Annotated in this window: 12 protein-coding genes; 6 read left to right on the top strand and 6 right to left on the bottom strand. The window is 72.4% G+C overall.

Translation table 11 applies throughout. The features are described 5' to 3' along the window. Positions 1–294: 294 nt before the first annotated feature. Entirely contained in the window at positions 295–1,089 is a 795-nt protein-coding gene (locus MFF26_RS01680; RefSeq protein ID WP_137829580.1) for a HugZ family pyridoxamine 5'-phosphate oxidase, read from the top strand. Here the strand turns inward: MFF26_RS01680 and MFF26_RS01675 are convergent. From MFF26_RS01675 to cobS, 3 genes are all read right to left on the bottom strand, one after another. After that, a complete protein-coding gene (locus tag MFF26_RS01675; RefSeq protein ID WP_137829581.1) occupies positions 1,076–1,768 on the bottom strand; it encodes a retropepsin-like aspartic protease family protein in 693 nt (230 codons plus the stop codon). The genes MFF26_RS01680 and MFF26_RS01675 overlap by 14 nt on opposite strands. Beyond that, on the bottom strand, positions 1,765–1,977 hold the full coding sequence (locus tag MFF26_RS01670; RefSeq protein WP_137829582.1) for a DUF1289 domain-containing protein: 213 nt from the start codon (positions 1,975–1,977) through the stop codon (positions 1,765–1,767). The genes MFF26_RS01675 and MFF26_RS01670 overlap by 4 nt, the downstream gene beginning before the upstream one ends. A 291-nt stretch (positions 1,978–2,268) precedes the next feature. Further along, the gene (gene cobS / locus MFF26_RS01665) at positions 2,269–3,096 is read right to left on the bottom strand and encodes an adenosylcobinamide-GDP ribazoletransferase (RefSeq protein ID WP_137829583.1); all 828 of its coding nucleotides are present in this window, start codon (positions 3,094–3,096) and stop codon (positions 2,269–2,271) included. A 162-nt stretch (positions 3,097–3,258) separates the two neighbouring features. On the opposite strand from cobS, the gene cobT reads away from it, so the two are divergent. Continuing rightward, on the top strand, positions 3,259–4,281 hold the full coding sequence (gene cobT, locus MFF26_RS01660; RefSeq protein WP_137829584.1) for a nicotinate-nucleotide--dimethylbenzimidazole phosphoribosyltransferase: 1,023 nt from the start codon (positions 3,259–3,261) through the stop codon (positions 4,279–4,281). Between the two features lie 68 nt (positions 4,282–4,349). Here cobT and chrA read toward each other — a convergent pair whose 3' ends face one another. Then, entirely contained in the window at positions 4,350–5,714 is a 1,365-nt protein-coding gene (gene chrA / locus MFF26_RS01655) for a chromate efflux transporter (RefSeq protein WP_137830621.1), read from the bottom strand. 44 nt (positions 5,715–5,758) lie between these two features. Beyond that, entirely contained in the window at positions 5,759–6,991 is a 1,233-nt protein-coding gene (locus MFF26_RS01650; protein WP_238307409.1) for an amidase family protein, read from the bottom strand. A 133-nt stretch (positions 6,992–7,124) separates the two neighbouring features. Between MFF26_RS01650 and MFF26_RS01645 the strand changes: the two genes are divergently transcribed. The 3 genes from MFF26_RS01645 to MFF26_RS01635 all read left to right on the top strand — a co-directional run bounded on the left by MFF26_RS01645 (position 7,125) and on the right by MFF26_RS01635 (position 9,584). Beyond that, positions 7,125–8,099 carry an extensin-like domain-containing protein gene (locus tag MFF26_RS01645; RefSeq protein WP_137830590.1) on the top strand — a complete coding sequence of 325 codons (975 nt, stop codon included), beginning with the start codon at positions 7,125–7,127 and terminating at the stop codon, positions 8,097–8,099. Between the two features lie 246 nt (positions 8,100–8,345). Next, a complete protein-coding gene (locus MFF26_RS01640; RefSeq protein WP_137830591.1) occupies positions 8,346–8,813 on the top strand; it encodes a hypothetical protein in 468 nt (155 codons plus the stop codon). Positions 8,814–8,903: 90 nt separating this feature from the next. Next, positions 8,904–9,584: a ribonuclease T2 family protein gene (locus tag MFF26_RS01635; protein ID WP_137830592.1), complete on the top strand. Its 681-nt coding sequence runs from the start codon at positions 8,904–8,906 to the stop codon at positions 9,582–9,584. A gap of 113 nt (positions 9,585–9,697) precedes the next feature. On the opposite strand, the gene MFF26_RS01630 is transcribed toward MFF26_RS01635, so the two are convergent. Further along, complete coding sequence (locus tag MFF26_RS01630) at positions 9,698–10,849, bottom strand: glycosyltransferase 61 family protein (protein ID WP_137830593.1); 1,152 nt, start codon at positions 10,847–10,849, stop codon at positions 9,698–9,700. A 113-nt stretch (positions 10,850–10,962) separates the two neighbouring features. On the opposite strand from MFF26_RS01630, the gene MFF26_RS01625 reads away from it, so the two are divergent. Continuing rightward, entirely contained in the window at positions 10,963–11,811 is an 849-nt protein-coding gene (locus MFF26_RS01625) for a 23S rRNA (adenine(2030)-N(6))-methyltransferase RlmJ (RefSeq protein WP_137830594.1), read from the top strand. The last annotated feature ends 17 nt before the right edge of the window (positions 11,812–11,828 follow it).

Here is an 11,828-nt window from a genome sequence, read left to right as displayed (position 1 = left end):
GCGGCGCCGCGTCTCCCGTGCGGAAGGGCGGCGGCGCGGCACGCAACCCGCCGGGAGCGGTCGTGATGCCCCGCGGCGGGTCTCGTCCTTTACGACCATCGTTCGAAAAAAGCGAGCGGGGGTCTAAGCTTGGCCGTGACGGACCGGCGCGTTCGTGATCGCCGGCACCGCCTTTTCCGGCAGGATGCCGCACCCGCCGGAGGCCCCGCGCCCTCGTGCGGCGCGGGCGCGACGCGCTATGCTCGGGTCCGAACCGGGCGCCGACGGATCCGGGCGTCCGGGAGGGAGTTTTTCATGAACGACGACGCGACGCCCCCGGCCCCCGAGCGGCGCGGCCCGGCCGAGCCCCTTCCCGCGGCGCAGGCGCCGTTCGACGCCATCGGGCTCGCCCGGCAGCTGCTGCGCGGCGTGCGCGCGGGTGCCCTCGCCACGCTCGACGCCCAGGACGGCACGCCCTTCGCCTCGCTCGTCACCATCGCGACCGACCACGACGGCACGCCCTTGATGCTGATGTCGCGGCTCTCGGCGCATACGCGCAACCTCGACAAGGACCCGCGCTGCTCGCTGCTGTTCTCCGTCGGCGGCAAGGGCGATCCGCTGGCCCATCCGCGCCTGACCGTGACCGGCCGCGCCGCCCGCACCGACGAACCGCGCATCCGCGAGCGGTTCCTGGCCCGCCATCCCAAGGCCAAGCTCTACGCCGACTTCCCCGATTTCGGCTTCTTCGCCCTCGATCCGAATGCGGGCCACCTCAACGGGGGCTTTGCCAAGGCCGCGACGCTGACGCGGGACGAGCTGCTCCTCGATCTCGCCGGGGCGGAGGCCCTGGTGTCGGGCGAGCGCGGCGCGGTCGAGCACATGAACGAGGATCACACCGACGCGCTCGCCCTCTACGCGGCCGCCGTCGGCGAGACCGGCACGGGGTGGCGGCTGACCGGACTCGATCCGGAGGGCATGGACCTGCTCGCCGGCGACCGCACCGCCCGCATCTCCTACCCGGAGCCGGTGCGGGACATGGGGTCCCTGCGCAAGGTCTTGGTCTCCATGGCGAATGCGGCGCGGTCCGGCGCCGAGACTACCGGCTCCTGAGGATCAGCCGATCGCCCCGCACCTCGTAGGAGGGCAGGCGCGTCAGGAAGCTCTGGCCGAGCAGGTTGCCGGTCAGCGCGCCCGGCCGGCTCACCACCGCGTCGACCTGGCGCTCGGTGATCGGTCCGACCCGAATCGAATCGAGCCGGATCGGTGCGGTCATCGCGATGCCGTTGGCGGTGGACACGCGGAGTGTGTAGTCGCCCTCTGCCGGGCGGATGCCGAGGGCGGCGGCGTTCTCGGCGGTGAGCACCACGCTGCTCGCCCCCGTATCGAAGGCGAAGCGCTGCTCGGCGCGGCCGTTCACCTCGGCGATCACCGCGAAATCGCCGTCCGCGCGGCGGGTGATCGTGACCTCGCCGCCGGGGCCGACCACGGCCGTGCCGGGGCGCAGGGCCCCGATCAGGGTGGCGCCGACCCGCTGGGCGTCGTCGCGATAGGCATAGGCGCCAACCGCGAGCGCCCCGAGGCCGAGCCAGATCAGGGCCGCCCGGATCGTGTTCCCCGGCATGGCCAGGGCGTGGCGCCAGCGCCCGGCGGTGATGAGGAGCAGCAGCGCCGAGAGTGAGACGAGGCCGGCGAGCTGATCGGAATCGAGCCCCATGACGGGGCCGCCCTCGTGGTTGGCGATCAGGACGACGAGGCCGATGGCGAGGATCGCGAGCCCGATCCACCTCATCGCACGCGCGCCCCGCGCCCCGGATAGGCCCGGGCCAGCCGATCCGGCAGGATCGCCATGATCGCGCGCCGCTGCGGCTCGGACAGCGAGCCCCACAGGCCGATCTCGTCGCGGGTGCGGCCGCAGCCCTCGCACAGGCCGTTCCGCGCATCGAGCACGCAGACCTTGGTGCAGGGTGAGGAGGGCTTGGGAGACAGGGGGGCGATCATGGCCCTGGCAGATGGGACGGAGCGGGGCCGCGAATCAAGACGTGCGGGCGTAAGCAGCGGTAGCGCGCTGGGTGGCGAACACGCGACACCATCACCCAGCGCGACCGTTCCGACCGAATCGATCCGGCCTGTCGGTTCGCCGTCGAGCAAACCGGGATCCACGACGGGATTCGATCCCGGCAGACGGCGTCCCAGGTTTCGCTGCTCGGCCTCGGACTGCGCCGGGGTGTCCGGGGTCGCATCGCGTCGGCCTCCCCGTTCGCCTCGGAGTCGCTCCTTCGTTCTTCCGCGCTACGCCGTCGCTCCCACCAGGGCGAGCAGCACCGCGATCTCGCCGAGTTGCTGGCAGGCGCCGACCACGTCGCCGGTCTGGCCGCCGATCTTGCGGCGGGCGAGGGCCGAGAGGGCGAAGGCGGCGGCGGGCGCGAGGACGAGGCCGAGACCGAGGCCGAGCGGCGGCAGGCCCAGGGCCGCTCCGACGAGGGCCAGGGCGAGGCAGAGACCGCCGACGACCGCGAGGGTCACTTGGCTCGGACGGCCGACAGCGGCGCCCGCCCCGCCCGGCCGGGCGGGGGGCAGCCACGCGATCGGGACCAGGGCGGCGCTGCGGGAGACGGAGGCCGCGTAGAGAAGCGCGACCGAAGCGAGCCAGCCGGAGCGGTCGAGCAGCGTGGCGAGCGTCGCCGCCCGGAGCGCCAAGCCGAGGAACAGGGCGGTGCCCCCGAAGGCGCCGATGCGGCTGTCGCGCATGATCTCCAGGCTGCGCTCGGCGCTCCGACCGCCGCCGAAGCCGTCGGCCACGTCCGCGAGGCCGTCCTCGTGCATCGCGCCGGTGACGAGGGCGAGGGCGGCCAAGGCCAGGGCGGCGGCCACGAACGGGCCGAGCCGGATCTCCCAGGCCAGGACCAGCACGAGGGCGGCGGGCAGCGCCAGCAGCAGGGCCGCGATGGGAAGCATCCGCGGCACGGTGCGGAAATCCGGGATGCCGTAGGGGGCCGGCTCGTCGGGCAGCGGCGGGATCGGCAGGCGGGTGAAGAAGCGCAGGCAGGCGGCGAGGTCGTAGACCCAATCCGCGCCGGGAAAGGGAGGGCCGGGATCGCCGCCGCTGCGCTCGACCATTCCGGCTCCCCAAGGCGGTGATGCGCCCATTGCCGATGCGGCGCGCGGGCGCGGCCGCCTGTACCGCGGGCCCGCACGCTTCTATAGCGCTGGCGGGTCCGCGCCCGCTACGCGCCCCATCCGCCGTCCCGCCGCAATTTTCGGCAGCCGAGGCTCCCTGCGATGACCGAGAACGCCGCGCCGTTCGCCGATATCCGCCGCCTGATCGCCGAGATGCCCGGCCCCGACACGGATTCCGTCGCCGCGGTCCGGGCCCGCGATGCAACGTTGACCAAGCCGCCGGGCGCCCTCGGGCGGCTCGAAACCCTCGTGGAATGGCTGGCCGCGTGGCAGGGCAAGGCGAAGCCCACCCTCGACCGGCCGCTGGTCTGCGTATTCGCCGGCAGTCATGGAGTGACGGCCCGCGGCGTCTCGGCCTTCCCGCCGGAGGTCAACCGGCAGATGCTCGACAATTTCGCGGCCGGAGGGGCCGCGATCAACCAGCTCTGCGCCGCCTACGGCCTCGGCTTCCGGGTGTTCGACCTCGCCGTCGATCTGCCGACCGGCGATATCTGCGAAGGCCCGGCGCTTGATGAGAAGGGGTGCGTCGCCACCATGGCCTTCGGCATGGAGGCGGTCGCCGCCGGCACCGACGGCCTCGCCATCGGCGAGATGGGCATCGGCAACACCACCGTCGCGGCAGCGATCTACGCCGCGCTCTACGGCGGCGATCCGGCCCATTGGGTCGGGCGCGGCACGGGGGTGGATGCGGGCGGCCTCGCTCGCAAGGCGGAGGCCGTGCGCCTCGCGCTCCAGACCCATGCCGGCCATCTCGACGATCCGCTCCAGGTGCTCGCCCGTCTCGGCGGCCGGGAGATCGCCGCCATGGCCGGCGCGATCCTCGCCGCGCGGCTCCAGCGGGTGCCGGTGGTGCTCGACGGCTACGTGGCGACCGCCGCGGCCGCCGTGCTGCACGCCCTCGACGCATCCGCCCTCGACCATTGCGTCGCCGGCCATCTCTCGGCCGAAGGCGCCCATGCGGAGGTGCTGGAGCGGCTCGGGCTCGAACCGCTCCTGTCGCTGGGCATGCGCCTCGGCGAGGCCTCCGGCGCCGCCCTGGCGATGAGCCTCCTCAAGGGCGCGCTCGCCTGCCACCGCGACATGGCGACCTTCGAGCAGGCGGGGGTTTCGGGCAAGGCGGGTTGAGCGGTTGCTCGAACGCCCCCTCCCACCCAAGCCCCTCACGATGAAAGGGAAAGTGCGGGAGATACGCTTCAGGCGATTCCAGCCAGATGCAGCCCGACGCCCGCGGCGGAGGCCGCGAGCAGCGTCGGGATCACGCCCGCGCGGAAGCGGAACACCGCCAGGATCGCGGCGGCGCTCAGGACCAGCGCCGGCCCCTTCAGGCTCGACCAGACCGGGATGTCGAGCCGCAGCCCGAAACCCGGATGCAGGCTGCGGATCTCCGAGAACAGCAGGTGCAGCGCGAACCAGACCGCGAGGTTGAGGATCACCCCCACCACCGCCGCGGTGATGGCCGCGAGCGCGCCCGACAGCGACCGGTTCCCCCGCAGGGCCTCGACATAGGGGGCGCCCGCGAAGATCCAGAGGAAGCAGGGCAGGAAGGTCACCCAGGTGGTGAGCAGCCCGCCGAGCACGCCCGCGACGTAGGGGTCGAGCCCGCTCGCCTGCCGGAAGGCGCCGAGGAAGCCGACGAACTGGGTCACCATGATGAGCGGGCCGGGCGTCGTCTCGGCGAGCCCCAGCCCGTCGAGCATCTCGCCGGGTTTCAGCCAGCCATAGGTGTCGACCGCCGCCTGGGCGACGTAGGCCAGGACCGCGTAGGCGCCGCCGAAGGTGACGATGGCCATCTTGGAGAAGAAGACCGCGATCGCGCTGAAGACGTGGTTCGGCCCGAGTCCGATCACCAAGGCCAGCACAGGCCCGAGCCAGAGCGCCAGGAGCGCAGCCGAGAGCATCAGCGTTCGGCGCGGAGCGGGCCGGGCATGGGCCGGCACGCCGAGGCCCAGCAGGCTGTCGGCATCGGCCAGGCCGTTCTCCGCCGCGCTGCCGTGACCGCCGGTGCGGAAGCTTTTCGCCCCGGCCCGCGTCCCCGCATAGCCGATGACGCCCGCCGCCAGCACGATCAGCGGGAACGGCACGTCGAACAGGAAGATCGCCGCGAAGGCACCCGCCGCGATCCCGCGCATCGCGCCGTTGCGCAGGGCCCGGGCGCCCAGCCGCACCACCGCCTGAAGCACGATGGCGAGCACCGCGCATTTGAGGCCGAAGAACAGGCCGCCGACGATCCCGACCCCGCCATAGGCCGCGTAGATCAGGCTGAGACCCATGATCGAGACGAGGCCGGGCAGCACGAACAGCCCGCCCGCGATCAGCCCACCCGCCGTGCGGTGCATCAGCCAGCCGATATAGGTGGCGAGCTGCTGCGCCTCGGGGCCGGGCAGCAGGGTGCAGAAGGACAGCGCGTGGAGGAAGCGCCCCTCGCCGATCCAGCGCTTCTCCTCGACGAGGATGCGGTGCATCACCGCGATCTGCCCGGCCGGGCCGCCGAAGCTCAGGAGCGCGATCCGGGCCCAGACGCGGGCCGCCTCGGTGAGGGTGACGCCGTGATCGGGCATATGCGCCGCCGTTTCGGCGCGTGCGGCGGCCTGATCCAAGGCGCCTAATCCCGCATCCGCAGGGCCGCCTCGATCATCCCGGCAAGCGCCAGGGCCCGCCCGTCATCCCCGAAGCGGGCAATCACCTGAACCCCGAGCGGCAATCCGTCTCCGGGCACCGGGACGGTGACGCAGGGAACACCCATCAGCGTCCAGAGCCGGTTGAAGCGGGCATCCCCCGTGGTGGCGCGGTCGGGCGCGCGGCCGACGGCGGACACGGTCAGGATCGCGTCGAAGTCCGCGAACATGTCCTTCAGCTGGCGGCGCGCCCGGTGGGCGTCCCGGCGGGCCGAGTCGTACTGCGCGGCGGTGAGCGCCTGCGCCCGATCGAGTTGGGCCCCGAGCACCGGCGGCAGCGCCGCGCGATGGGTCGCATATTCCCAGGCCAGCGCTTGGCGGGCCTCGAAATCCTGCACCGTCGGATGGGCGGCCCAGGCGCGGGCGAAGGGGTCCGGCAGCGCAAGGTCGAAGACGCGCGCGCCCGCCCGCTCGGCGGCCCGGCCCGCGCGGGCGAGCGCCGCGAGGGCCTCCGCATCGGCCTCGCCGGCGAAATCCTGGCGACAGAGTGCGATCCGAGGCGCCGACGGCGCCTCCGTCTCGATCTCGCGCCGCTCGACGATCAGGGCCAGCGCGCGGGCGAGGTCGGGCACGCCGCGGGCGAACAGCCCCACCGTGTCGAGGGCCCAGGAGAAGGTCTTCACCCCCACCGTCGGGATCAGCCGGAACGAGGGCTTGATCGCCGCGATCCCGCAGAAGGCGGCCGGGCGGATCACCGACCCCCCGGTCTGGGTGCCGAGCGCCAGCGGCAGGAGTCCAGCGGCGATCGCGGCGGCCGAGCCGGAAGAGGAGCCCCCCGGCGTGCGGGCGGGATCGTGCGGGTTCGCCGTCCCGCACGGGTCGAGTCCGGCGAAGGCGGTGGTCGCGGTCTTGGCGAGCGGCACGGCGCCGAGCGCCCTGAGCCGCGCCACCACCGCCGCATCGGCCCGGGGGCGCCAGCCGGCATGGATCGGCGAGCCGTGCTCGGTCGCCATGTCGGCGGTGTCGATGATGTCCTTGATGCCGACCGCGATGCCGGCGAGCGGACCCTCCGCCGGAACGGGACCCTCCGGTGCGGTGCGAAGGATCGCGCCGAGGCTCCCGTCGCGCTTCGTGATCGCCGCGCGGGCCCCGCGGATCGCCGCGTCCGGCGAGAGGGTGCCGGACTCGATGCGGGCGCGGAGATCGAGAAGCGAGATCATGCTCCCGGGGTGGGGCGCGGGCGCCCGTCCTGTCAACACCGCTCCACAGGGGCGATGCGCCGGAGCCACGGTCCGGACGCGTCCGTCCGCATCGTTAGCGGAGCATTTACGGAAAGGCGCGCAACGTCGCCTCATGTGGCGTAAAGTGTTTGCGTTCTCGGCTCTGGCGCTGTTCGGCGCGGGCCTCACCGGTTGCGCGATCAACCGCTTCGAGCGCCGTGAGGCGTGGCGCGACCAGGCGGAGCAGGCTTGCATCGCCCGGAAGCTGGTTCAACCGACCTCGTGGGTCTCGCTGGCGCGCGAGATCGACGGGCCGGGCCCCTGCGGCATGCAGCAGCCGTTCCGGGTGACCCGGCTCGGCAACGGCACCGTCGCGCTCAAGCAGCGGATGACGCTGGCCTGCCCGGCTTTGGCCGAGGCCGAGGCGTGGCTCGCCGACACGATCCAGCCCGCCGCCAATCTCTATTTCGGCGTGCCGGTCGCCGAGATCAACGCGGGCTCCTATTCCTGCCGCGGGCGCAACAATCAGGTCGGCGCCAAGCTGTCCGAGCATTCCTTCGGCAACGCCGTCGACATCATGTCCTTCACCCTGGCCGACGGCCACGTCATCACCGTCAAGGGCGGATGGCGCGGCACCGAAGCCGAGCAGGGTTTTCTGCGCGAGGTCTTCGTCGGGGCCTGCGCCCGCTTCACCACGGTGCTGGCGCCGGGCTCGAACGTGTTCCACTACGACCACATCCACGTCGATCTCGCCCGCCACGACCCGCGGGGCCTGAGGCGCGTCTGCAAGCCGCTGCTCAAGTTCGAGTCGCAGCTCTACGCCGCCGACGGCACGCCGCGACCGATGGCGACGCCCCGCCCGCCCGCGCGCCAGCCGGCGGCGCCCCAGGCACCGGTTGATGTGGAGGAAGACGATCCCTACGGCCTGTCGCCGACCTCGTCGCGGAATGGCGGCGCCCGCTTCGCGCGGAGTCCGAGCCCCTCGGCGCCCTCGGCCTACGCCGCCGCGCCGCCTTCGGCCCGGCCCCGCGTGGCCGCCGCCCCCGCCGCCGAGGACGAGGCGGAGTCGATGCCCGCGCACGGCCCTTCGGACGAGCCGATCTACTGAGGCCGTTCGAGCGGTTCGGCATGCCGACATCGACACGGCGTCCCACCCACTTTCCTCATCCTGAGGCGGCGGCGCTTCGCTCCGCACCTCAGGATGAGGGGGGAGGGGCGTCTCTGAGGCGTTCCGGCACTGTGCCCCCCAAACCCCAACCGCTGCCAAAACGACCGCTCCACCCGGCATAAGCTTGACTTGGGAGCGCCGCCCGTCATCGTCTTTCGCCATCCTCAACAGGCGGACCCGACCGGCATGCGCCCGAACCTTCCCCTCGCCGTCCTGGCGTTGGGCCTCGTCACGGTCTCCTCCGTGGTCCCGGCCTTCGCCCGCTCCGGCCGCGAAGAGATCTCGCCCGCCGAGGAGCAGACCTTCCCCTACGATGCCCAGATTCCCGGCTGCCAGGATGCCGAGGTGCTGGAAACGGTCTCGACCCAGTTCGCCGAGAAGGAGGCGAAGTTCTGGAACTCGTCGCTGACGATCCTCTCCTATGAGCGGATCGAGCGCACCGCATGGCGGCCCTACGGCGTCGACTTCATCCCCCGCCGCTACTGCTCGGCGGTCGCCACAACCTCCGATGGGGTGCGCCGCAAGGTCGATTACTCCGTGCGCGAGAGCATGGGCTTCATCGGTGCGTCCTGGGGCGTCGATTTCTGCGTCCACGGCCTCGACCGCAATCTCGCCTACGCCTATGCCACCGCCTGCCGGATGGCCCGGCCCTGACGACGAGGCAGCGACGCGCGCGGGCACACGCTTGACTTGCGTTCTCGGCCCGGCATCGTCCGGTCGTCGATCCGCGCTTTCGAGACCTCCATGCTCGCCCGCTCCCTCGCCGCGCTCGCCCTGGCGCTGACGCTCGCCCCCGCCGCGGGGGCACAGGATTTCGGCGGGTTCCGCCGCGGTGGCGGCGGCGGCGAGCCGGGGGCGTTCGATTTCTACGTGCTCGCCCTGTCCTGGTCGCCGACCTATTGCGACGGAGAGGGGGCGCGCCGCGACCGCGACGGCCAATGCGCCCCCGGCCGCGGGCTCGGCTTCGTCGTTCACGGTCTCTGGCCGCAATATCAGCGGGGCTATCCCTCGAACTGCTCCGCGGTCGAGCGTTCGCTCACCCGCAACGCCGTCGAGGCCGCGGGCGAGATCATGCCGAGCGAGGGGCTCGCCCGCCACGAATGGCGCACCCACGGCACCTGCTCCGGCCTCGATCCGGTCGCGTATTTCAAGGCGGTGAAGACCGCCCGCGAGGCGGTGACGGTCCCCGACGCCTTCGTGAAGCCGAGCGGCACGATCCAGACCGCGCCGATCGACATCGCCCGGCAGTTCGTCGCGGCCAACCGGGGCTTGCGCCCCGACATGATGTCCGTGACCTGCCGCCGGGGGCAGTTGCAGGAGGTGCGGATCTGCTTCTCCAAGGACCTGCGCGGCTTCACCCCCTGCCCGGAGGTGGCGCGCCAGAATTGCCGCGCGGGTGAAGTGACGATCGAGGCGGCACGCTAGGGCGCTCTATTTTTCTCGGTCAGAGCCGCACGCTCTATCTCTCTGTGGCCGCACGATGATTTCGGAAAACAGGATTCCCTGTTCCGCATCGTGCTCCCGAGCATCGGCGTGCGTCAGGCCCGGCGGATCAGGCGCGAGACAATACGGCCGAGCCGGTGGCGCAGCCGGGTCAGCCCTAGCCGTATCGCCTGGCGTCTGGTTCCCATCAGCCGGTCGAAGGCGAGGCCGAGGGGCAGGTCGGCGAGCTCGCAGGCCGAGGCGTTCAGGTGCTGGTAGTGCTGCCCGCGTTTGGCCGCGAGGATCAGGAACCACGGTCGCAGCGCGCCCTGGCCGTCGAGGTCGAGATTCAGTTCCAGCACCCGCAGATGCGGTCCGCCGAACACGATGTTGCTGAGCCCCGCACCATGGGCCGCCACCACGTGGGTCGCCCCGGCGAACAGGCGGATCTGATCGGCCATGGTGAGCCGTTCGAGCTGCACCCGCTCGAAGCCGTGCAGGGCGAGATGCCGGTCGAGGGTGCGGATCGCCCGCGGATCGAGCAGGCGGGAATCGCGCACCCGCTCGATGAAGATGCGCCGCGGGAGCGGACGGGCCGACTCCGGAGGCACGGCCCGGACCAGGGTCGCGAACGTGTCGAAGGTCTCGTCGAACAGGTGGAGAGCGGCGGGCTGGTCGTGGTTCGGCCAGATCAGGTGGAGGTTGCGCGGCCGGTAGAGGCCGTCCGGCACCCAGCGGACCTGTCCGGCCTGCCCGCTCAGGGCGAGAAGCTGGTCGAGCATCGCCGGGCGATCCCCGGTGGCCTCGGAGCGGCGGGCCGGCAGCACCGCCGCCGCCCCCGGCAGCTGCGCCAGGGCGAGCGGCAGCTTCGGCAGCGCCAGCATCAGGAGATGGAAGTGATTGTCCCAGGCGCAGTCGACGACGGTGACCCAATCCTCGTCGATGTCCTGGGCCGCCTGAAGGCGCTCCGGCGTCAAGGTCGGATCGGCGCGGGCGAACATCGCGGTCTCGCGGACTTGGCGCCCCTCGGCCGTGAAGGCGATGCCGTCGACGCCAGGGCCGAACAGCAGGCAGCCGCGGGGAATCGTGACCACGTCGAGCCGCATGGGCCGGGTTGTGCCGCGGTAAGGAACCTGCTTCAGGAGGGCGGACGGGCTCTGGCCGCCGAAGGAGGCGACGACCGCTTCGTCGATGCGGGGATCCCGCCCGACGGCGATGGTCCGGCGCTCGGTGAGGTCCGTGACGGCGATGGGCAGCGCCGGGCTCATCGGCCGGATCGGTCCCCGTCGGGCGTCCCGTCCCCGAACCCGCGCAACAGGAAAGCTGGCATCATGGTCCGATCGCGACGGAACGAGGATCGGGCGGAGCCCCCGGCCGTCCGGTGAACTATCGCCACGCCTTCCATGCCGGCAATTTCGCCGACGTTCTCAAGCATCTCGTGCTGGTGCGGGTGCTAGCACACCTCGCCGCCAAGCCGAAGCCGTTCCGCGCCGTCGACACCCATGCGGGCATCGGGCTCTACGATCTCGATGCCGACGAGGCCGGGCGCACAGGCGAGTGGCATGACGGGGTCGGCCGGCTCGACACGCCCTTTCCGCCCGAGATCGAAGCGCTGCTCGTTCCCTACCGGGAGGCCCTGGCGGCGGTGCGGGCCCGCCACGGCGCCACGGTCTATCCGGGCTCGCCCGCGATCATCCGGGAGGCCCTGCGGGCGGGCGACAAGGGCGTGTTCGTCGAATTGCACCCGGTCGATGCCGCGACGCTCGCCGCGCGCTACGCCAGCGATTCCCGCACCAAGGTGCTCCATCTCGACGGTTGGACCGCCCTCAACGCCCTGATCCCGCCGCCGGAGCGCCGGGGGCTCGTGCTGATCGACCCGCCCTACGAGGAGCGCGGCGAGATCGACCGGCTGGGCACGAGCCTGCTCAAGGCCGCGCGCAAATGGCCGACCGGGATCTTCCTGGGCTGGTATCCGATCAAGGATCCCGCCGGGATCGACCGGATGGCCGCCGCGCTCGATGCGGGTCTGGAGCGGCCGGCTCTGCGCCTCGACCTCATGATCGAGCGGCCCGACGACCTGACGCGGCTGTCCGGCACCGGATTGATCGTCATCAACCCGCCCTGGACGCTCGCCGCCGAGGCGGAACAGTTCCTGCCCGCCCTCGCCGAACGGCTGGCGCGGAGCGGCTACGGCGCGTTCCGCTGCGAGCGGCTGGGGCCCGAGGGGTAGCGCGCCGCCCCGGCCGG

The sequence above is a fragment of the Methylorubrum suomiense genome, assembly GCF_022179765.1.
GTDB classification, from domain to species: Bacteria; Pseudomonadota; Alphaproteobacteria; order Rhizobiales; family Beijerinckiaceae; genus Methylobacterium; species Methylobacterium suomiense.
The sequence above is the reverse complement of the archived record's forward strand: the minus strand, read 5'-3'. Positions and strand labels throughout refer to the sequence as shown.